Source organism: Dyella sp. OK004 (assembly GCF_900114495.1).
Lineage (GTDB): Bacteria > Pseudomonadota > Gammaproteobacteria > Xanthomonadales > Rhodanobacteraceae > Dyella_D.
Map to the genome: position 1 here is coordinate 110,978 of NZ_FOZI01000002.1, position 23,952 is coordinate 134,929.

General features: G+C 64.2%; 7 protein-coding genes. 4 read left to right on the plus strand and 3 right to left on the minus strand.

From position 1 onward, the window contains the following. Positions 1-365: 365 nt before the first annotated feature. From BM338_RS07225 to BM338_RS07240, 4 genes are all read left to right on the plus strand, one after another. Positions 366-10,280, plus strand: coding sequence for an autotransporter-associated beta strand repeat-containing protein (locus BM338_RS07225; RefSeq protein WP_090450226.1), 9,915 nt, complete (start codon positions 366-368; stop codon positions 10,278-10,280). A 158-nt stretch (positions 10,281-10,438) separates the two neighbouring features. Continuing rightward, positions 10,439-10,693 carry a GlsB/YeaQ/YmgE family stress response membrane protein gene (locus BM338_RS07230; protein ID WP_090450227.1) on the plus strand — a complete coding sequence of 85 codons (255 nt, stop codon included), beginning with the start codon at positions 10,439-10,441 and terminating at the stop codon, positions 10,691-10,693. Between the two features lie 73 nt (positions 10,694-10,766). Beyond that, positions 10,767-10,979, plus strand: coding sequence for a hypothetical protein (locus BM338_RS07235; RefSeq protein ID WP_143109268.1), 213 nt, complete (start codon positions 10,767-10,769; stop codon positions 10,977-10,979). A gap of 78 nt (positions 10,980-11,057) precedes the next feature. Next, the gene (locus BM338_RS07240; protein ID WP_090450229.1) at positions 11,058-11,507 is read left to right on the plus strand and encodes an SRPBCC family protein; all 450 of its coding nucleotides are present in this window, start codon (positions 11,058-11,060) and stop codon (positions 11,505-11,507) included. Between the two features lie 43 nt (positions 11,508-11,550). Here BM338_RS07240 and BM338_RS07245 read toward each other — a convergent pair whose 3' ends face one another. From BM338_RS07245 to BM338_RS07255, 3 genes are read right to left on the minus strand one after another with little or no spacing between them, the layout of a single operon-like run. Next, entirely contained in the window at positions 11,551-11,913 is a 363-nt protein-coding gene (locus BM338_RS07245) for a hypothetical protein (RefSeq protein WP_143109270.1), read from the minus strand. Between the two features lie 23 nt (positions 11,914-11,936). Continuing rightward, entirely contained in the window at positions 11,937-12,794 is an 858-nt protein-coding gene (locus BM338_RS07250) for an OmpA family protein (protein ID WP_090450231.1), read from the minus strand. A 17-nt stretch (positions 12,795-12,811) separates the two neighbouring features. Beyond that, positions 12,812-23,458, minus strand: coding sequence for an ESPR-type extended signal peptide-containing protein (locus BM338_RS07255; protein WP_090450232.1), 10,647 nt, complete (start codon positions 23,456-23,458; stop codon positions 12,812-12,814). Between the last annotated feature and the right edge of the window lie 494 nt (positions 23,459-23,952).

Consider the following 23,952-nt stretch of genomic DNA (forward strand, 5'->3'; position numbering starts at 1 on the left):
GCCCGACGCATCGTCATGCGTTCACCTGTTGTGCACGGGGCCAATCCAGCCGCCCCTTCAGGTCAAAGACCTTTGCGGCGCTTTCGCTAATCGGCGCCATTCTTCGCGTTCCATTGACAACGGATCGCACAGATTTGCCGCCGCAAGAACTCGGCGCGCAAACAGGGGCCCCTTTTTCGCATAGGAGTGAGAAAGGGCAGGCTTGAACACAGTGCAAAGGGTTTGCATCCGCTAGCCATACGCCGCTTACAGGGATTCCGAAAAGCACTTCTGACGCCGTCGTCCAGAAACGACGGCTTAGTAGGGTGCACGCTTTTTCCCTGGAGCACTGAAGGCCCGGCGGACTGACGCATCCGGAGGATGTCATGCATCAGCGTCGTCTTGACCGTATGGATCGCCGCCCGCTGGCGAAAAGCATTTTTCTCGCCCTGGCGCCGATACTCGCCCTGTCCCTGCTAAGCGGTACCGCCCATGCGGCGTGTACGACGGCGGGTACCACCATCACCTGCGCCACCGGCTCCAGCACCAACAATCTCGCCGACAGCACCAATGGCGTGATCGTCAATGTGCAGACCGGTGCCGTGGTTAGCGCGCCGCCCCTTATCGGCGGCACCGCGATGACGCTGAGCGGCAATGGCATCACGCTGAACAATCAGGGCTCGATCGATCCCACGCTCAATAGCGGCGGACTCAGTCTGGTGATGGCCGGCGCGGTGATTGGCAATGCCTCCGGCAATGCGATCAGTGTCAACAATCTGAGCGGCGGCTCACTCAAGGGCATGTTCAATATTGCGTCGCTGTTCGGCTTCGGCGGCCAGGCGCTGGCGGTGCAGAACGGTACCAGCGGCACCACGACGATCCAGAACAGCGGCGCGATTGGCATGTCGCTTCTGGGCGTCGGCAATACCGCCGACGCCGCCGCCGTTGTGGCCTATGGTGGCAGCCAGGTGAATTTCACTAACGCGGTCGGCGGCACGATTGGCGGCCGCATCGGCTTTACCGCATCGGGCACTGGCGGTACCCACAACACCTTTCTCAACGCCGGCACCATCAACGGCAGTGTGCATCTCGGCGACACCGCCGCCGGCAACACCTTCACTGCGGTGTCCGGTTCGAGCGTGAACGCTAGTGGCGGCATCGCGGCGGCCGGCGTCATGACCGGCGTTACCGGCGTAAAGCTGGCCGCGGCGGGTACGGTCGATGCTGGCACGGGCGTTGGCAATATCCTGGCGCTGCAGAATTCCGCGGCGGGCCCCGGCTCGGGTACCGGCGGTGCGGTGACGACGATAAGCAGCGCGTCGTATCTCAATTTCCAGAACCTTACCGTCAACAGCGGCACCTGGAATCTGCAAGGCGCGCTGGTCAGCGGTAGTGCCACGCTCAACGACGGCCTGGTCAATTTCAACAATGCAGGTGTGTTCGGCAGCGGCCTGCTGAACGTCAATGGCGGCGCGATCGCCGCATCGACGATAGGGTTATCGCTGGCGAACAATGTGTCGCTCAACACCGGCAGCCTCACGCTCGGTGGCACCAACGCATTCGCGCTGGGTGGCGTGCTGTCGGGCGCTGGCGGACTTGCCGTCAATACCACCGCGCCGATCACGCTGAGCGGCGCCAATACCTTCAACGGTGGTGTGGCGCTTAATGCGGGCGGCTTGCTGCTGGGCAACGCCGGCGCACTAGGCAGCGGCAACCTGACCGTGGGTGGCGCCGCCACGCTCGATACGCTCGGGGCTTATAGCCTCGCCAACAATGTCACCGTCAACGCGGGCGGCACGCTGAATCTATTAGGCACCAATACGCTCAGCCTCAACGGCAGCGTTTCCGGCGTGGGCAATCTGACCAAGAGCGGTGTAGGCACCCTCACCTTGAATGGCACGAACACGCTAAGCGGCAATCTGTCGATCGCTGGCGGTACCTTGGCACTTGGGGCAAGCGGCACGCTTTCGGCCACCGGCGCGCTCAATCTTTCGGCCGGCACCAACCTGGATCTTTCGGGTGCCGCGAACCAGACCGTCGGCTCACTGGCCGGCCTGGGCGGTGCGGTCAACCTGGGCACGCATACGCTGACGCTCGGCGGACTGGGGAATACCAGCTACGGCGGCACCATCGCGGGTACGGGTGGGCTGATCAAACTAGGCACCGGCATCCAGACACTTGGCGGTGCGAATATTTTCAGCGGCGGTCTCGCGCTCAATGCGGGTGGATTGTTGCTCGGCAACGCGGGCGCGCTCGGTACCGGCGCATTGAGCGTCGGCGGCAATGTCACACTGGATGGCACGCTGTCGCTCGCGCTCACCAATAACGTGAACCTCAACGCAGGCGCATCGCTGAATCTGCTCGGCGGGCAGCCGCTGATTTTCGACGGCGTGTTGTCCGGCGCCGGCAGCCTCGTGAAGACCGGTGCGGCACTGCTCACCTTGAACGGTGCCAACACGTTCAGCGGCGGCCTTAGCGCGAATGCCGGCGGCTTGCTGCTGGGTAATGCGGGCGCGCTTGGCACTGGCGCGCTCACCGTCGGTGGCCCGCTTACGCTGGATGCCAGTGCGGCATTGAGCCTGAGCAACAACATCAACTTGAACGGCGGGCCGCTCAATGTGCTCGGTGGACAGCCGCTTACCTTCGGCGGTGTGCTTTCGGGTGCAGGACAGCTGCTCAAGAGCGGCGCCTCTACGCTGACATTGACCGGCGCAAACACGTTCACCGGCGGCCTCAACATCGCTGCCGGTACCGTCGCGCTGGGCGCGGGTGGCAGTCTCGCTGCGAACGGCGCAGTGAGTCTGACGGCACCCGGCGCGACCTTCGATCTGTCGGCAGCCAGCGGCAATCAGACCATCGGCGATCTCTCCGGTGTCGCCGGCACCAACCTTTCGCTTGGCGCGAATAGCCTGAGTTTCGGCGGCAGCGCCAATTTGAGTTTCGACGGCAACATCGGAGGTACCGGTGGCCTCGTCAAACTCGGCAGCGGCGTCGAGACACTTACCGGCGCGAATACCTTCAGCGGTGGTGTTGCGCTCAACGCGGGCGGACTGCTGCTAGGTAATGCCGGCGCGCTCGGCACGGGCGCGCTGAGCGTCGGCGGCAACGTCACGCTGGATGGCACGTTGCCGCTCGCCCTCACCAATAACGTGAACCTCAACGCGGGCGCCTCGTTGAATCTGCTCGGCGGCCAACCGCTGACAGTCAATGGTGTGCTTTCCGGCAACGGCGGCCTGGTGAAGAACGGTGCGTCGCTGCTCACCTTGAATGGTGCCAACACCTTCAGCGGCGGACTCACCGCAAATGCCGGCAGCCTGTCGCTGGGCAATGCGAGTGCGCTGGGCACCGGCGCGCTGACTGTCGGCGGCGCCGTGAGCCTCGACAGCACGGTGGCGCTGAATCTCGCCAACAACGTCAACCTCAACGCCGGCGCATCGCTGAGTCTGACCGGCGGACAACCGCTCACCTTCAATGGAGTGCTTGCGGGCGGCGGCAACCTGGTGAAGAACGGTGCTTCCCTGCTCACCTTGAATGGCGCCAACACCTTCAGCGGCGGACTTACTGCGAATGCCGGCGGACTGTTGTTAGGCAATGCGGCAGCGCTTGGCACTGGCGCACTCACTATCAACGGCCCCGTCACACTGGATGCCAGCGCGGCGTTGAGCCTGAGCAACAACATCAACTTGAACGGTGCGCCGCTCAATGTGCTCGGCGGTCAGCCACTCACCTTCGGCGGCGTGGTGTCCGGTACGGGGGCGCTACTCAAGAACGGCGCTTCCACACTGACACTGACTGGCGCGAATACTTTCACCGGCGGTCTCAATATCGCGGCCGGTACGGTCGCGCTAGGCGCGGGCGGCAGTCTCGCCGCGTCCGGTGCGGTGAATCTGAGTGCGATCGGCGCGGCCTTCGATCTGTCGGCAGCCAGTGGTCCGCAGACCATCGGCGATCTCACCGGTGTCGCTGGTACCAATCTCCTGCTCGGCGGAAACAACCTGACCTTCGGCGGCAGCGCCAACCTGAGTTTCGGCGGCAGCATCAGCGGCACCGGCAGCCTTACCAAGGCAGGTAGCGGTACTGAAACCCTCACCGGCGCCAACACTTTCAGCGGCGGCACCACCATCAACGCCGGCACATTGGCGCTCGGCGCAGGCGGAAGCTTGTCGGCGAATGGTTTGGTGGATCTGACCAGTGCTGGTGCGGGCTTCAATATTGCCGCGGGTGGCAATCAGTCCATCGGGGCATTGAACGGCATCGCGGGCAGTCTCGTGTCGCTCGGCGCCAACACGCTGACATTGAACGGCGTGGGCAACACCAGCTTCGACGGTGTGATCGGCGGCACCGGCGGCTTGATCAAGACCGGCTCGGGTACGCAGATCTTGAACGGCGCTAACACTTTCAGCGGTGGCGTCGCGCTCAATCAAGGCGGCCTGGTGGTCGGTAACAACGGCGCACTGGGTACGGGTGCATTGAACGTGACCGGCACCGCCACGCTGGGCGCCAACGGCAATGTCTCGCTCGCCAACAATGTGAGCCTCAACACAGGCGCGGGACTCACCGTGCAAGGCAGCGGCGCGCTCACGCTGGGCGGCGTGGTTTCCGGCGGCGGCAGCCTCACGATGAATGGCGCGTCGACGCTCACCCTCACCGGTGCCAACACCTATACCGGCGGCACCAATATCTTGTCCGGCGTGCTGGCGATCGGTGCCGGCGGCAGTCTTGCGTCGAGCGGCGCGGTGGCCTTGGGCGGCACGGGAACCTTCGATATTTCCGCAGGCAGCAATCAAAGCATCGGCTCGTTGGCGGGTGCCTCGGGCAATGTGAATCTCGGTGCGAATACGCTGACCTTGAACAACACAGGCAGTACCGATTTCGGCGGTGTGATCGGCGGCACCGGCGGACTTGCCTTGACCGGCGCAGGTACTCAGATCCTGAGCGGCGCCAATACCTTCAGCGGCGGTGTGACGTTGAACAACGGCACGCTCGTCGTCGGAAACAATGCCGCGCTAGGCACAGGCACGCTGACGGTAAGCGGCAATGCGACGCTGGATTCGAACAGTGCGATTACGCTGGCCAACAACATCGCTCTGAACTCAGGCCTGACTGTGGCCGGCTCCAACGCGTTGACTTTCAACGGTGCGCTTTCCGGTGCAGGCAGCCTCACCAAGAATGGATTGGCCACGCTGACCTTGAACGGCGCGAACACGTATACGGGCGGTACCAACATCAACGCTGGCACGCTCGCACTCGGTGCAGGCGCGAGCCTCGCGGGTAGCGGCACGGTCAATTTGGCGACCGGCGCCACGCTCGACCTCTCTGCAGGCAGCGGCACGCAGACCTTCGGCACGCTGCTGGGCGGCGGCGCCATCAACCTCGGGGCGAACACTCTCCAGCTCGGCGGAGCCACTAACGGCACCTTCAGTGGTGCGATCGCCGGCACCGGCAACTTGGTCAAGGTAGGCACCGGCACCGAAACGCTGACCGGCGCCAACACGTTCACCGGCGGCACCACGATCAGTGCGGGCACATTGGCACTCGGTGTCGGTGGCAGTCTGTCGGCGAATGGCGCGGTTAATCTCATCAACGCAGGCACCGGTTTCGACATTTCCGCCGGTGGCAACCAATCCATTGGTGCGCTTAGCGGTGTTGCGGGCAGCCAGGTGAACCTCGGCGGCAATGCATTGACGCTCAACGGCGTCGGCGCTGGGGTTTTCAGCGGCGCGATCGCCGGCACCGGCGGCCTGATCAAAGATGGTGCGGGTACGCAAACGTTGAATGGTGCGAGCACATTCAGTGGTGGCGTGGCACTCAACGCCGGTGGCCTGATGGTCGGCAACAACGCAGCCTTGGGCACGGGCGCACTCACCGTCGGCGGCGCGGCCACGCTGGATGCAGGCGCTGCAGTGAACCTCGCCAACAACATCACGTTGAACGGCAGTGCCGGCCTCGATGTGCTCGGCTCGAATGCGCTGACGTTGTCCGGCGCAGTCGCCGGCACCGGCAGCCTGAGCAAGGATGGCGCGTCCACCTTGACCTTGACCGGCGCGAACACGTTCACTGGCGGCACCATCATCAACGCGGGCAGTTTGGCGCTTGGCGCGGGTGGCAGCCTTGCCGCGACTGGTGCGGTGACATTGACGGGCAGCGGCGCGTTCGATATCGCGGCGGCAGGCAATCAGACTATCGGTTCGTTGGCCGGCGCCTCCGGCAGCGTGAATCTCGGTGCGAATACGCTGACCTTGGGTGGCGTGGGCAGCACCAGCTTCGGCGGCACCATCGGCGGCACCGGCGGACTGGTCAAGACCGGTGGCGGTGTGGAGACGCTGACTGGCGCCAACACGTTCAGCGGCGGCGTGGCCTTGAATGGCGGCGGCTTAGTGATCGGCAACAACACGGCGCTGGGCAGCGGCGCGTTGACTGTCGGCGCGAACGCCACGCTCGACGCCAGCGGGCCGGTCGCGCTCGCCAACACCATCGCGTTGAATGCGGGCACGTCGCTCGATGTGCTCGGCGGCAGCGCACTCACACTCGGCGGCGCAGTCAGCGGTAGCGGCAGCCTGATCAAAGATGGCAATGCCACGCTGACCTTGACCGGAGCCAATACCTATAGCGGTGGCACCGCGATCAACGCGGGCACGCTGACAGTCGGTGCGGGCGGCAGTCTCTCCGCTACCGGCGCGGTGACGCTGGGCGGGTCCGGCACACTGGACCTCTCGGCGGCGAGCGGCGGCCAGACTATCGGCGCACTCGCGGGTGCCGGCGGTGGCGTGAATCTTGGTGCGAATACGCTGACCTTCGGCGATGCCACCAATCAGACGTTTGCCGGTGCCATTACCGGTACAGGTGGCTTGGTGAAAACCGGCAGCGGCATCGAGACGCTGAGCGGTAGCAGCGCCTTCAGTGGTGGCGTCGCGTTGAATGCGGGCGGACTGCTGCTCGACAACAATACGGCGCTGGGCACCGGTGCGCTGAGCGTAAATGGCGCGGCCACCTTGGATGCGACCACACCGCTGAGCCTCGCCAACAACGTGAACCTCGCCGCGGGGGCCAATCTCACCCTGCCCGGCGCCGGTGGCGCGTTGAGCCTCGGCGGCACCATCGCGGGCGCAGGTGGCTTGATCAAAGATGGCGCGTCGACGTTAACGCTGACCGGCACCAACACCTTCAGCGGCGGCGTCACCGTGAACGGCGGCGGTCTGGTGCTTGGCAATAGCGGCGCGCTAGGCACGGGTGCACTCACCGTAGGCGGCTCGGCCACGCTGGACACCCGTGGTCCGGCCACCCTGGCCAACAACGTGAATCTCGCTGCAGGCACCAGCCTCACCTTGCCGGGTGCCGGCGGTGCGCTGGATCTTGCCGGCACGATCGCCGGCAGCGGTGCACTGGTGAAGGATGGCGCGTCGACACTCACACTCACCGGTGCCAATACCTTCAGCGGCGGCGTTACTACGAACGGTGGCGGACTGCTGCTGGGCAACGGTAGCGCACTGGGCACCGGTGTGTTGACGGTCGCCGGCGCCACCACGCTGGATGCAACGGCGCCGATCAATGTGGCGAACAACATCACGCTCAATGCCGCGCTCACGTCTACCGGCGCGCAGGCGCTCACCTTGGGCGGTGCGTTGTCCGGCACGGGTAGTTTGTCGGTGAGCGGCCCGTCGCCGCTGACCTTGAACGGCGCGAGCACGTTCAGCGGCGGCACCACACTCACCGGCGGTAGCCTCATCGTCGGCAACAACACGGCGCTTGGCACCGGTGCGCTGACCGTCAACGGTGGCAGCCTGCAGGCCGATACCACCGTGGCGCTGGGCAACAACGTCAGCGTCGGCGCGAACGGGTTGACCGTGCAGGGCAACCAGAACCTCAGCCTCAATGGCAGTCTCGCGGGCAGCGGCACCGTGACCATGCAGGGCGGCGGCGCGCTGACGCTCGGCGGTTCGCTAGCCGGCTTCAACGGCAACCTTGCGGTCGACGCCGGGGTGCTCAATGCCACGTCGCCGTATACCGGCGGCATCGCGGTGGGTACCGGTGCCACGGCCAACCTCAATGGCAGCGGCAACAACACGACCGTGAACGGTGCACTGGCCGGCACGTTGAATGTGGGCAGCGGTAGCAGCGTGAATATCGGCTACGGCGCACTGCCCGGCGTCACCGGTACGGTCAATGGCGTGGGTGGCGGCAGCACGCTCAACATCACGGGAACGGGTGAAGCCACCCTGCCCGGCGCGTCGTTCACCAACATCGCCAACCTCAATGTCGGCGCGGGCACACTGACCATCGGCAGCGGCACTTCCGCCAGCTTTACCGGTGGCACCAACGTCGGCGGCAACCTTGTAGTGAGCGGCAGCTTGGGCGGTCCCGCCACCATTGGCAGCGGCGGCGCACTCATTGGCGGCGGCACCATCACGGGACCGGTTACCGTCAGCGGCACGCTGGCACCGAGCGGCGTGAGCGGCGCTACCGGTGCCGCGGCAGGCAGCGGCACTGCCGGCACAACGCTGACCGTGGGTGGCCTGACCAGCAATGCGGGATCGACCACGGATATCCGCACTACCGCCAGCGGCACCAGCGACCATATCCAAGTCAACGGTGCCGCATCGCTGGGCGGTCAGTTGGTAGCGCTGCCTGCAGCGGGCTCGTACGGGACCAGCACCACCTACACCATCATCAATGCCACGGGCGGTCTCAGCGGTAGCTACGCCGGTGTGACGCAGAATGTGCTGCCCTTCCTCAACGCCAGCGTGACCACGCAAGGCAACAACGTGTTGCTCACCCTGACCCAGGCCGGCAGCGGTGGCCCTGGCACGGGCGGCATCCCGTTCAACCAGTTCGCGGGACTGAGCCCGAACCAGCACGCGATGGCGACAGCACTGCAGACCATCGCGACGCAGACGCCCGCTCGTCTACCCACGCTGCTCGGCGCCGCGCGTGGCCTGACCGCCGATCAGGTGATCAGCGCGTTCGACAGCCTCACCGGCGAAACGTATGCCTCCGCCGCGCGCTATGAATTGAATGGGCAGAGCCAGTTCCTCGACACCGTGTTCCATCGCCTGAAGCTGGCGCGCGACACCGGCGAGCAAGGGCCGGCGGTATGGGCCGAACCGTATAACTACACCTCCAGCTTCGATGAGGTACGCGGCGTGGCGGCGACGGATTACCGCATCCGCGGACTGATCGTGGGCGCGGACACCACGGTGGCGCCCGACTTCCGCGTGGGTGCGCATGCCAGCTTCGCCAACTCGCGCACGCAGGTGGATCGGCGTAACGATTCCGTGGATGTCGATCAGTACGCCATCGGCGTGCACGCACTCTACGACCCGCAACAGCAATGGTGGGCGGAAGGCGCTGCTTCGTATGGCTGGCAGCACGCGAACAGCGATCGCCTGATCCAGGTAGGCCCGCTATTCGATTCGCGTGCATCGGCGCGCTACAACGGCAAGACGCTCAACGCGGGCCTGGAAGGCGGCTATCGGTTCAATACCGGACAGTGGCATTTGGAGCCGTTCGTCGGCGCCTATTACGCCAAGGTCAAATACGACGCCTTCACCGAACAGGGTGCAGGCGACGCCAATCTTCAAGTAGGCCGCATGCGCTCGAGCAGTCTCGAATACGGTGCCGGTGCCCGCCTGATCGGTGACTTCGCCAAGAATCCGGATGGCACGCAGCTGCATCCCATTTTGCTAGTGCGCTATCTGCACAACACCCGGAGCAGCGCGACGTCAGCAGCCACCGCATTCGCCGGTGCGGCCGATACGGGCTTTGCGGTCAGCGGCACGCCAGGGGTGCGCAACCACTGGCAAGCCGGCGCCGGCTTCAGCTTCGACATCTCACCGCAGGCAAGCGCGTACGTGTACTACACCGCGGACTTTGCCAGCCGCAGCACCAGCAACGCCGCGAACCTCGGCGTGCGCTGGGATTTCGACAAGCCGTCAGCACCTATCGCCTTCCGTCCGCATCATGAGGAACCGGCGACCGCTATCGCGGCGCCGGCGGCAACTGCGGCGGCGGTGGCCATGGCGCCAGGCAGCCAGGCATCTGCAAACCGTTCTGGCGATGCAATCACCGCGGCCGCGGCGGGAGCAATCGGTGCCGCCGCAGCGCAAAGCGCCCAGCCGGCAGCGGCGGAAGGCATCCCATTCTCGCAATGCAAACGGCATGCGGCTACTGCGGCGAAAAAGGTGGCGCACAACAAACAGCAACCCGTGCACCGGCGCACTGTCACCGGAAAAGGTCCGGCCACGGTTGCCAAACGGAAAGCACACCTCGTGCCAACCGCACAGGATCCGTCATGCGATGGCTGATCTTTTCAACTGTTTTCCCGGGCGCGATGGCCGATTCGTGACTTGACTAGGAATTGTCTGAGAGAGCCGCCGCCATCGCGGGCCTAGACTAGCGGCGCCCAAGGTCGTGACTGATGGTCACGATCCGGCTCACCAACGTCTTCACGGAGTCTCGAGCAATGGCATCACATGGCATTTTGGTATGGCTGATCATCGGCGCAGTCGCCGGCTGGCTGGCTGGGCTTGTGGTCAAGGGGGGCGGCTTCGGACTGATTGTCGACATCATCGTCGGTATCGTCGGCGCCTTTATCGGCGGCTGGCTGGCTGGCATGGTCGGCCTCAGCCTGGGTGGCGGCCTGCTGGGCTCGATCATCACGGCCACCATCGGCGCAGTGGTGTTGCTGTTTGTCGTTCGTCTGTTCAAGCGAGCGTGACGCAACACGCGGTGACGGAAGCGCCGGCATTCTTGCCGGCGCTTTCCCGTGCGTGGTGCCGGGCTCGACGCGCATGAGCACAGGGATCTACAGCATCCGCGAGGGGCATAACGGGCTCTGGGCGATCTGGTCGGGAGACTTGGTGATATCGGCCGGACTGCGTCTAGGCCAGGCGATCAAGCTGGCACGTCTGCTGGCGCGCGAGCATCGCGAAGGCCATGGCATCGAGCCAAAGGTCGAGTTGGTCAGCTGCGGGCACACCATCGACGTAACACCATCCACGTAGATGACTAACCGCCTTACCCTCTATCTCCTTCACATCCTTCCTGGCGGCACGACGAAGTCCCGGCCACCGGTATCCAACATGAGCATCTCTTTCGAACAAAGCATGTTCGTGCCCCGTTCGCCGGAGCAGGTCTTCGATGTGATCGATGATTTCTCCGTCACGCCGCGATGGCTGGAGCGATGCATTCGCGTGCAGAAGCACCAGCCCGGCCCCAACGAAGTCGGCGACTCGTTGAGCTATGTGTATCTGGACGGGCTGCGCAACGGCGTGATGGAAGGAAAGATCATCGCGCGCAGCCGCGCGGAGTATCTGAGTTGCCGGTACACCGGCCGCAAGATGACTGTGCAGATCGCGTTCCACATGCGTCCACACGGCAACGGCACCTACCTCACCCATTGCATCGACATCGTACCCAGGGGGTTGACCCGGCTGATGGCGCCGCTGATCCGGCGTACCTTGCCTGGGCAAACGAGCACCGCAATGGCTCGGCTGCGCAGTTGCCTGCTGCGCAGCCCGTTGCATCACTGAGCAATCGGCGCACCGCCACCCATGCGGTGCCTGCTACGTGGTATCAGGCCGATTGTTTCAACATCGCCACGGCCCGGCGCAACAGGTCGCTTTTCTCGGGATCGATCGCAACCAGGCGATCCACTGCACGCAACATCGCGAGCGACGCCTGATCGCCCAGCGCACCCTCGCCCCATTCGGCCAGAACGATCCGGCGCAGCAAGGGCAGACGGACCTTGGCCAGCGAAGCCGGATCTTCCGGATCGATCGCCGACACCATGACACCGAGATCCCGCTGCATGGCAACTTGCCTCGCCTCTGCGGCAGAGACGGCGGAGCCATCCATGCCGGCAGGGACAGCGCCCCCGTGACTGGCGATATGCCGCAGCACGTCGAGCGGCGAGATGCGATGAGTAGGCGGGCTCATAGGAGTGGCTGGGTGGTGGTAGTTCAGTTCACGCCGCGCTGAGAATCGCCGCCGATACCGGTCAGGCTCACCAGTACCACTACGCGGCGATTCGGAGCGAGACATGCGATCAGGCTGTCGCGCTCCGAGTCGGTGCAATCTTTCACCGCATCGGACTTGCCCAAGCCTTCCGCCTGAATCAGCTCAGATGGCACGCCCTGCTCCACCAGGTAATTCATCACGGCATACGCGCGACGACCCGACAGGCTGTCGTTATGGGTGTCACTGCCGAGCCGGTCGGTGTAACCCATGATGTGGATGTTCTCGACGCGCGTTTTATGCGTCAGTAGATTGCGCGCCAGCTGATCCAGTTGTGCTTTCCCATCGTCGGTGATGTCCGCCACGGTGGCCCGGTCGAAGGTGAAGAGTGCGTCGCTGGACAGGATGAATTGCTCGCTCGACGGAGCGCTCTCAGCCAATGCATCTGCTTGCTGATATTTGGCGCAGGACTCCGGCTTCCAATAAAAACTCTGCGCGAGCTTGTCCTGGTCGAACAGCACCTTGAACTGGCAGGTACTGACTTTGTTGTTGGCGTCGCGGAAGTTGAACAGATAGTTCCACTCGCGCACGCCCACCACGCCTTCGCTGAAATGCGGGAAGCCGACGAGTGCGGCCAGCTGCTGTTTGTTGAGTCCGGCTTTGACCCGCCGCATATCGCTCACGTTGGGAAAACTGCCACCCTTGTGCATCGGTGTGGTGTCGCCGGGGGCCGGCCACACTAGGGTGTCGGCGGCGTGACCATCCGGCGCCACGCCACGACTGAGGTTGCCGCAGGCGCTGAGCGAACCCAGTGCCCCCAGCACGGCGAGCGTCATAAGCAGTTGCTTGATCGAACTATGCATGTCGTTGCTCTCCTGCCTTACCAGACCATGGCCGCGCCCACGCCCACACCAGCGTCGCCGCGTGTGTTGGTGCTTGCGTTGAGCTTGAAGATGTAGCGACCGCTCTCGGAGATGGTCGATACGCCGACGGCGACGCCGCTCTCGCCATGGAAGCTGCCCACCGCGACACCCGCCGAGTTCTGGTTCGGCTGGTAGGCCTGCGGCAGTGCCGCCATGGCCATCGCCGACGCGGTGCCCGCATTGGCGCGATTGCCGATCTCGTTGATGTTCTTATCGACCGTCTGGAAGCGCTGATCGGTGTAGCTCTTGGACCAGTCCTTGGCCTGGTTGAGCGCCTCGTTCAACTGCCCCACGTTCGCCGCGTCCGTGGTGGCGGTGCCCGCAGCCACGTTGTGGACTACCGTGGCCGAGCCACCCGAATTCAACGTGACACTGTTGTAGTCGGCGCTGCCGTTGACCGTGGTGTCGTACTTCACCACACCGGACTGCGCGGCCTTGAGCTGGCTCACGTTCACCGCATCGGTGGCCGCTGTGCCGGCCGCCACATTGGTGACCTGCCGCTCGCTACCGGCCGCACCCACCGACACACTGTTGGCACGATCGGCCACCGAGCCGCTGCCCACGGCCACGCTGTTGCTGGCTGTCGCCTGCGCGCCGGAACCGACCGCCGTGCTGGTGCTGCCGGAAGCCACCGCCCCCGCACCGCCTGCCGTGGCATCCGTGCCGGATGCCTGCGGCTTGCCCTTGGCCGACGTGTCGTTGACCTGGAAATAGCCGTCTTTGCCGTTCTGCAGATTGGTGACGTTGGTGGTGTTCTGGCTCACCTGCTGATTAGTGGTGTACAGCTGCGAACCGTTCACCACATCCGTGCTGGTCGCCGAGACGGCACCCTGATGCACGTTGCTAATGGTGGTGCCACCAGTCACACCGCCGTCGGTCGAGGTGGTGCCGCCCAGTGTCACGCTGCCCTTGCCGCTGTTGTCGTACTGCACGGCGTTGCTGCTCAGCGTATTGACCTGCGAGCCGATGTTGTTCACCGCCTGATTAGTCGCATTGAGCTGCGAACCATTCACCGCATCGGTGCTGGTGCTGCTCACCCGACCCGCCGCTACGTTGGTGACCGTACGCTCGCTGCCGGCGCTACCCACGCTGACCGTGCTGGTCGGCGCTGCACCCGCGAACTGATACTGCGTGCCATTGATCGTAGTACTGGTGGTCGCGACCGCCGCCGACGTCGTGGAACCCGCACCGAGCGCCACATCACCTGCGTTGGAGGCCTTCGCCCCCGAACCCAGCGCCACAGCATTCTGTGCCGCCGCGCTGGCGGTATCGCCCATTGCCACCGCACCCGCACCGTTCGCGGTCGAGGTATTGCCGAGCGCGACCGCACCCTGGCCGTTGGCCGTGCTCTGGTTACCCAAAGCCACCGCACCTTGTCCGGTAGCCGTATTGTTGGCGCCCATCGCCACCGCACCGGTACCGGTGGCGGTGTTCGGATCGCCAATGGCCACCGCGCCGTCGCCCGACGCGGTATTGCCAACACCGATCGACACTGCCTTGCCGCCGGTAGCCGTGGCTGATTGGCCGATAGCTACCGCGCCCGCCGAGCTGGCGACCGCACCGGTACCCTGCGCGATGGAGTTACCGCCCGTCGCCTGCGCACCGTTACCGAGCGCGATGTCGTTGGCCGTCGTCGGACTGCCGCTGACGCCAGCGACCGCGCTCGCACCCTGCGCGATCGAGCCGTTGCCGTAGGCGTTCGCGGCAGGACCCACAGCGATGCTGTCGGTGCCGGCTGCATTGCTGTCGGCCAATGTGGAGTTGGCATGGAAATACTTGATGCCGCCGCCGTTGATCGAACCGCTGATCTGGTTCAACACGTTCTGTACGGAGTTGTAGGTGTTGCCGCCGTAGTTGAGGCTGGTCGTCACCGTGCCGGTGGTCGGGTCATAGCTGCTGCCGCCGCCCAGCGAGGTCGCGGTCGAACTGCCGAGGTTGTTCAGCGCATTGCCCACCGCGTAGAGCTGCGAGCCGTTCACCGCGTCGGTTGAAGACGAGGTAACCGTGCCGGCCGCTACGTTGGTGATCTGGCGCTCCTTGCCGGCGGCGCCCACTGACACCACCGAGCTGGCCGAAGCACCGGCAACCGTGCCGCCGTTGATCGTGTACGGGCCGGTCGATGCCGAAGCCGTCACCGAGTTCGCACCCAGCGCCACATCATCGGCATTGTTCGCTACCGCACCCTGGCCGATGGCCACGCTATCCGTGCCGACGGCGCTGGAATCCGTGCCCGTCGAATTGGCATGGAAGTACTTGGTGCCGGTGGCGTAGATGTTGTTGACCTGGTTACCCAGATTGGTGATCGCCGTGGTGTTGCCGGCCACCTGCTGATTGGTCGTGTACAGCTGCGAACCGTTCACCGCATCGGTGCTGGTGGATGACAGATTCCCCGGCGCGACATTGGTCAGGGTGACCGGCGTGGTGGAACCCGCGCCGCCCAGCGTCACGCTGGTCTTGCCGGCGTTGTCGTACTGCACCGCGTTACCGGACAGTGTGCCGATCTGCGTGCCGAGGCTATCCACCGCCTGATTGGTCGCATACAGCTGCGAACCATTGACGGCATCGGTGCTGGTCCTGCTCAACTGCCCCGCCGCGACATTCTGGATCTGCCTGCCGCCTACGCTCAGCGCTGCTGTCGGTGTGGCGCCGGCAAAGGTGTAGCTGGTGCCATTGATAGTTGCGCCACTTACTGCGGTGGTCGCAGAGGTCGTGCTATTGGCACCCAGCGCCACATCGTTGGCATTGTTCGCTACCGCACCCTGGCCGATGGCCACGCTGTCCGTACCGACGGCGCTGGAATCCGTGCCGGTCGAGTTGGCGTGGAAGTACTTCGTACCCGTCGCGTAGATGTTGTTGACCTGGCTGCCCAGATTATTGATCGACGTGGTGTTGTTGGCGATGTTGGTGGTGTTGCTGCTCACCTGCTGGTTGGTGGTGTACAGCTGCGAGCCGTTCACCGCATTGGTGCTGGTTGCGCTGAGCGTGGCGGGTGCGACGTTGGTGATCGACTGCGGCGAGCCGCTGCCGTGGCTAGCGTCATAGGCATTCAGCGACGAGTTCCACTGCAAGGCGTCCTGCTGCAGCGCTGTGATGTTGGTGGTGTTGCTGGTGACCTGATTACCGAGATTGGTGATCGACGTGGTGTTGTTGGACACCTGCTGGTTGGTGGCATACAGCTGCGAGCCGTTGACGGCATCCGTGCTGGTCGAGGTGAGGTTGCCTGCCGCCACGTTGGTCAGATTGACCGGCGTGGTGGAGCCCGCACCGCCCAGCGTCACGCTGGTCTTGCCAGTGTTGTCGTACTGCACCGCGTTACCGGACAGCGTGCCGATCTGCGTACCGAGGCTGTCCACTGCCTGGTTGGTGGCGTACAGCTGCGAACCATTCACCGCATCGGTGCTGGTGCCGCTCAGACGACCGGCGGCGACGTTGGTGACGGTGCGCTCACCGCCCACTGTACCTACGCTGACCGTGCTGGTCGGGCTGGTGCCCGCGAAGCTGTAGCTGGTGCCGTTGATCGTGGTGCCGCTGGTGCCCACGGCAGCCGCCGTGGCCGAACCCGCACCCAGCGCCACATCACCGGCGCTCGCGCCAGCAGTGGCACCTTGGCCCAGGGCGATCGCACCTGTCTGCGAGGCCGTGCTGGTCGCACCAAGCGCAATCGCGTTGGCGCCCGTGGCCTGCGCGCCGGTGTTGATGTTGCCGCCGATGGCGATGGAGTTGGCTCCGCCTGCGAGCGTTTTCTTGCCGATGGCGATCGCGTCATCCACCGCTGCGGTGGTCGCACTGGCACCGATGGCGATGCCATTCGCGCCGTTTGCTGTGGCGCCGTCGCCACCCGCGAAGCTGCTCACGCCCAATGCCTTGGTATTGGCGCCGATGCCGGTCGCATTGGCTGCTGTGGCTTGCGCACTGTCACCCGCTGCAAAGGAGCTGGTGGCTGTGGCCTGAGTGTTGGCGCCGATCGCCGCCGAGTTGATGCCGCTCGCCGCGGCCTTGTCGCCGACCGCCGCGCTGCTCACCGCATTAGCCTGTGTATTGGCACCGAGTGCCACGCCGTTCGCGCCATTCGTCTTGGACGAATCGCCGATAGCGACGCTGCTGGTTCCCGTGGCTTTCGTGAACACGCCCAGGGCCACGCTATTGGTGTCGTTGGCCGTCGCGGTGTTGCCCATGGCGATGGACGACCCGCCATTGGCGACTGACTGCGGACCGACAGCCACCGACTCCGCGCCGACGGGCTGGCTATCCGCCGCCGTCGAGTTGGCGTGGAAATACTTGGTGCCTGTGGCGTAGATGTTGTTGACCTGGTTGCCCAGATTGGTGATCGACGTAGTGTTGTTGGCGATGTTGGTGGTGTTCTGGCTCACCTGCTGATTGGTCGCGTACAACTGCGAGCCGTTGACTGCATCCGTGCTGGTCGAGGTGAGGTTGCCTGCCGCCACGTTGGTCAGATTAACCGGCGTGGTGGAGCCCGCGCCGCCCAGCGTCACACTGGTCTTGCCGGTGTTGTCGTACTGCACCGCGTTACCGGACAGCGTGCCGATCTGCGTACCGAGGCTGTCCACCGCCTGATTGGTCGCATACAGCTGCGAACCGTTCACCGCATCAGTACTGGTGCCACTCAGACGACCGGCGGCAACGTTGGTGACGGTGCGCTCGCTACCCACCGCACCCACGCTCACCGTGCTGCCGGGGTTGGTGCCCGCGAAGCTGTAGCTGGTGCCGTTGATGGTGGTGCCGGCCGTGCCTACAGCGGCGGCCGTGGTCGAGTTCGCGCCCAGAGCCACATCGTTGGCGTTGTTCGCCACGGCACTCTGGCCGATCGCTACGCTGTTCGCACCAGTCGCCGTGCTGTCCGTGCCGGTCGAATTGGCATGGAAGTACTTGGTGCCGGTGGCGTAGATGTTGTTGACCTGACTACCCAGGTTAGTAATCGACGTGGTGTTGTTGGCGATGTTGTTGGTGTTCGTCGTGACTTGTTGGTTGGTGGCGTATAGCTGTGAACCATTCACCGCATCCGTGCTGGTCGAAGACAAGTTGCCCGGCGCCAGGTTGGTCACCGTTACCGGCGTGGTCGAACCCACTCCACCCAGCGTCACGCTGGTCTTGGCGCTGCTGTCGTACTGCACGGCATTGCCCGTCGCGGCGCCCACCACCGCTTGCAGCTGGCTGACATTGACTGCATCGCTCGCCGCACTGCCCGCTGCCACGCCGGTGATCTGGCGATTGCCGACGTTGACTTCGCCCGCCGAGGTCTGCGGTGCGGTCAAGCCATAAGCCGTGTAGTTGCTTTGCGCACCGCGGGTATCGGCCGAACCGGCACCCAGAGCGACGTCGTTGGCGAAAGTGGTCTTGGCGCCATTGCCCATGGCCACACTGTTGGTACCACCGGAGCTGGCGCTGGTGCCGATCGCCACGCTATCGGTGCCAACGGCGCTCGAATCGGTGCCGGTCGAATTGGCGTGGAAGTACTTGGTGCCCGTGGCGTAGATGTTGTTGACCTGATTGCCCAGGTTGGTGATCGAGGTCGTATTGCCCGCCACCTGCTGGTTGGTCGCGTTGAGCTGCGAACCGTTCACCGCGTCCGTGCTGGTCGATGACAGCGTGCCCGCAGCGACGTTGGTGATCTTCTGAGCCGAGCCGCTACCGTGGCTGGCGTCATAGGCGCCCAGCGACGAATTCCACTGCAAGGCATCTTGCTGCAGCGCCGTGATGTTATTGGTATTGCTGGTGACTTGAGTGCCGAGATTGGTGATCGACGTGGTGTTGTTGGCGATGTTGGTGGTATTGGTGCTCACCTGCTGGTTGGTTGCGTACAGCTGCGAACCATTGATCGCATCCGTGCTGGCCGACGAGATCACACCTGCCGCCACGTTCTGGATCTGGCGTTCCGCGCCAGCCGCGCCGACTGAAACCACACCGTTGGCCGCATTGGCGATACCCGCCGCCGTGCCGCCGAAGGCCGCCGTCGTGCCTGTATGCGGTGCTGACGTGGTGCTGTTGGCGCCCAGCGCCACGTCATTCGCATTGTTCGCCACGGCACTCTGACCGATGGCTACGCTGTTGGCGCCGGTTGCCGTGCTGTCCGTGCCGGTGGAGTTGGCGTGGAAGTACTTGGTGCCAGTCGCGTAGATGTTGTTGACCTGGTTACCCAGGTTGGTGATCGACGTGGTATTGCCCGCCACCTGCTGATTGGTCGCATACAACTGCGAACCGTTCACCGCGTCGGTGCTGGTCGCATTGAGTGCGCCGGCCGATACGCTGGTCAGTGTGCGGGTGGCACCACCGGCATTGGCGAAGTTCACCGTGGTGCCGCCAGTAGCCGCGCCCACCGTGATCGGATTGGTGTTGCTCGGACTGATGCCGCCCACCTGCTGCACTAGACCGGCCGTACCGTTGTTGATGTTGTTGATCGACGTGGTGTTGTTGGCGATGTTAGTGGTGTTGGTGCTCACCTGTTGGTTGGTCGCGTACAGCTGCGAGCCGTTCACCGCGTCGGTGCTGGTCGCATTCAAGGTGGCCGGCGTGAGATTGGTGATCTTCACCGTACCCGCTGCGCCACTGCCACCGGTCGCCCCCAGCGTGATGGTATTGCCACCAGCCGCGTCGTACTTCACGGCGATCGCAGCAGTATTGGTCACGTCAGTATTCAGTGCTGTCAGCGCTGCACCCGCATTGTTCTGTGGGGTAGCGCCGGTGTTCGCACCCGTCGTGCTGATGTTATTGATGCTGTAGCTCGGTGCGGAGACGGTGCCCGTTGCTGCGTTGTAGGTCGAACCACCGCCCAAATTGCTTGCCGTGCTGGTGCCAAGACTGGTGACCTGACCGCTCAGCGTATTGCCGACGTTGTAGAGCTGGCTGCCGTTTACCGCGTCAGTGCTGGTAGCGCTGACTTCACCGTCGGCCATCTGAGTGATCTGGCGCTTACCCACCGCCACTGCGCCAATGGCCGACGCCTGATTCACAGCGAAGGTCTTACCGTTCACCACAGCATTTGCTGTGGTGTAGTTGGTGGTCGCGTCCGCGCCGTTGCTGGTTGTGCCAGTACCCAAGGCCACGTCGCCGGCTTTGCCGGCCACCGCGCCCGAACCCACCGCCGTGCTGTTCACACCGGTGGCGACTGGTGCCGTATAGGTGCTGGGATTACCGATGATCCATTTGTTCGCCGCTGCCGTAGTCGACGTGGTCAGCTGGCTGACATTCACCGCATCGGTTGGGTTTACGCCTGCTGTCAGATTGGTGATGGTCACACCGCTCGCCGGCGCGCCCGCGCCACCCGTGGCACCCAACGTAATGGTGTTGCCGCCGGCAGCGTCGTATTTCACCGCGATGTTGGCCGTGTTGGCGACATTGTTGTTCAGGGCGCTCAGAGCACCGGCCACCGTGGTCTGCGTGGCAGGACTGCCCACCGCGCCCGTTGTGCTGACCCCATTGATCGGCTGGTTGAAGCCGCTGATCGCGCCAGTGCTGGCGCTGTAGCTGGCGCCGCCACCCAGCGCGCTCGCGGTGGAGCTGCCCAGGCTGTTGACACCGGTTACTACGGAATTCAACTGCGAGCCGTTGATCGCGTCGGTGCTGCTGGCGGAGATCACGCCTGCTGCCAGGTTCTGGATCTGGCGTTCCGTACCCATGGTACCCACCGAGACCACACCATTGGCCGCACTGGCGATGCCTGCCGCGGTACCGCCGTACACCGCCGTGGTACCCGCGTGCGGAGCTGCCGTCGTGCTGTTCGCACCCAACGCCACGTCGTTGGCGTTGTTCGCTACGGCGCTCTGACCGATGGCTACGCTGTTCGCGCCGGTCGCCGTGCTATCCGTGCCAGTGGAATTGGCGTGGAAGTACTTGGTGCCAGTCGCGTAGATGTTATTGACCTGATTGCCCAGGTTGGTGATCGAGGTGGTATTGCCGGCCACCTGCTGGTTGGTGGCATACAACTGCGAACCATTCACTGCATCGGTACTAGTGGCGTTAAGCGCACCGGCCGACACGCTGGTCAGCGTGCGCGTACCGCCGCTGGCGTTGGAAAAATTCACCGTCGTGCCGCCGGTGGCCGCACCCACCGTGATCGGGTTGGTGTTGCTGGGACTGATGCCACCGACTTGCTGCACCAGACCGGCCGTACCGTTGTTGATGTTGTTGATCGACGTGGTGTTGTTGGCGATGTTGGTGGTGTTCGTCGTGACCTGTTGATTGGTTGCGTACAGCTGCGAACCATTCACTGCGTCGGTGCTGCTCGCGCTCAGCGTTGCCGGAGTCAGGTTAGTGATCTTCACCGTACCGGTAGCGCCGGTACCACCCGTCGCGCCCAAGGTAACGGTGTTGCCGTTCGGAGCGTCATATTTCACCGCGATATTGGCGAGGTTGGCGGTGTTGTTATTGAGCGCGCTCAAAGCACCGGCCACCGTGGTCTGCGTGGTCGGACTGCCCACGGCACCGGTGGTGCTGACACCGTTGATCGGCTGACTGAAGCCGCTGATCGTGCCGGTGCTGGTGTTGTAGGCCGCGCTTCCGCCGAGGGTGCTCGCGGCGGAATTACCCAGGTTGGTCACCGTTGTACCGAGGCTGGTAACGGCCTGGTTCGTCCCATACAGCTGGCTGCCATTGATCGCATCCGTGCTGGTGCCGCTGATGCGGCCCGCAGCCACATTGGTGATCTGCCGCTCCGTGCCGGAGGCGCCGACACTCACTACGCCACCAGCAGCCGGTGTGGCACCAGCGAAGTTGTAGGTCGTGCCGTTGATCGTGGTGCTGGCTGTCGGGTTCGATGCAGCCACAGTGGAGCTGTTGCCCAGCACGACGGCGCCATCCAGACCGGTGGCGACGGTGACGTTGCTGCCCACCACGAACGCATTGTTGGCGTTGATGGTGTTGTTATTGCCCAGCGAGTAGGAGCCCGTGCCGGTGATGACGGTGGGATCGCCTATGGCGCCCGAGTTGTTGCCACTGACCGTGTTACCGGTGCCGATGCTGATGCTCTGCGAACCGGTGGCCTTGGCGCTCTTGCCGATAGCGATGGCACTGCCGGCGGCGCTGGCGGCGTCGCCAGCGGCAAGGCCGAAAGCGGCCGTAACGGAGGCGCCGCGGCCAAAAGCCACGCCCGATGTCGCGGCAGAGGCAACCGAGGTCTGGCCGCCGATGGCGATCGCGTCTGAAGCCTGCGCACTGGCGCCAGCGGTAGCGTTACCGCCAATCGCCGTGGCGCCTGCCGCTGAGGCTGTGGCTGAGGAGCCGATCGCCGTCGCGTTCGCGGCAGACGCCTTGGAGTTATAACCAATCGCTTGCGACTGGCCACCCGTTGCCGAGGTCTGATTGCCGATCGCCGTATCGTTGGCTACGGTGCCGGAGCCGGACACGCCCGCCAGAGCGGTACCCCCGAGCGCCAGCGAACCGGTGTTGTAGGCATTAACTCCGTTGCCGATGGCCACCGCCGATTGGCCGACCGCATTGGCCGACTGGCCAATCGCCGTGGACTGGTTGCCGGTTGCACTCGAACCTGATGCCCCCGCGTGACCGCCGATAGAGATCGCGTCGGTGCCTGTGGCATTCGCGAAATCACCAATGGCGGTCTGTGAACCGGCACCGATCGCGCTTGCGTTGTTGCCAATGGCGGTTGGCGATGCACCTGAGGCGCCAGTGACGATCGACCGCGAATTATTGCCAATCGCCACGCCACCGTTCTTATTGGCGGTGGTGGAAGTGACCTGTGCAGAGGCACCAAGCGCGACGTCGCCGGCTCCACCTGTTGCCTTTGCACTAACGCCAATGGCAATGCTCGGGACCAAGCCACCAGCAGGCGTATTCGCCAAAGCCTGACGACCTATAGCGATGTCCCCCTGGTTGGTCGAGGTGGCGCCATCCCCCTGCGCGATGCCATAGGCTGCACTAACGGTCGAGCCGCGGCCGAGCGCGATGCCGGAAGTACCGGCTGACGACACGGACGATTGACCACCAATAGCGATCGCATCTGTGGCTGTTGCCTGTGCGCCCTTGGTGGCGTTACTGCCAATAGCGATCGCACCCGAACCGGATGCGGTGGTGGAGTTGGCCACGGAGAGTGGCGTTGTGCCATCGCCACCGGCACCGCCGATAGCTACCGTATTGAGTGCGGTGGCATTGCTACCGAAGCCGAGCGCTGTGCTGCCTGTGCCGGAAGCTGCCGCCTCGATACCGATACCTGTGCCCCAAGTGGACGCAGAACTGAGGATGCCGAAAGCCGAAGCGCCATTGCCATTGGCCTGAGCGAACGAACCGTAGACCGTCACTCCTGTGTAACCGTTGCCAGCCGCATTGCAACCAGCCACGTTGGAGTAGGTGCCGCTACCGTCCGTCGCCTGGGCCGAAGTTCCGCCCGGGTTGGTTCTTCCGACTACGCCGCTGCTGCCAGTGGTGCAGCTCTGACCAGAGGTATAGGTATTAGCAAATGCGGCCGAAGGCCAAAACTGCACTGCAGTGGCCAGGGTCACCGCTAGCGTGCCGAGCTTCCATCCATGGGGTGCCGTGCTGCCCGTCGTGGTGCCGCTGTTTAGTTTGGCCAGCTCGGAAGCCACCACGACCTGGCCCAACGACCGATTCCACACCTTGCTGAAGATTCTGTTCATCGCCGTTTCTCACACTGCCAAAGGGATACGCCTGGGCTTGGTGCTGAAAACGAGCACGCACGCCCTACTCGCAAAACGAGGGCGTGCCATGGATTCGGATCGATATTCGCCAGGCATGTGCCCTAGCGACCGGATGCGAAACATCCCATTGGCGCCCCCTGCCACCCCCTCAACTCGAAGCAGATCCCGGCAGCCAAGCCCCAGGGGGCCAGGGCTCAACTGCCGCCAGCGTTATTCGCCGACACATACACATCCTTGGTATGCGGGAAACCGTCGTGTGGCGGGCTTGGTCGCTCATCTCTGGGGAGCGAATGTGATGTCCGTCACGCTTGGTGTGCGTAATTTCGGTGACGGGGAGCACGCTTTGAATCAGAAAAGTCCTATGAGTCGAAAAATGTGACCCAAGGCATATTTATTGATTCATATGCGTGATAGCCGAACGAGCGCCATTGGGGCGCCCCGGGAAGTGGGCGCCAGATAGCAGAACGGGGCCA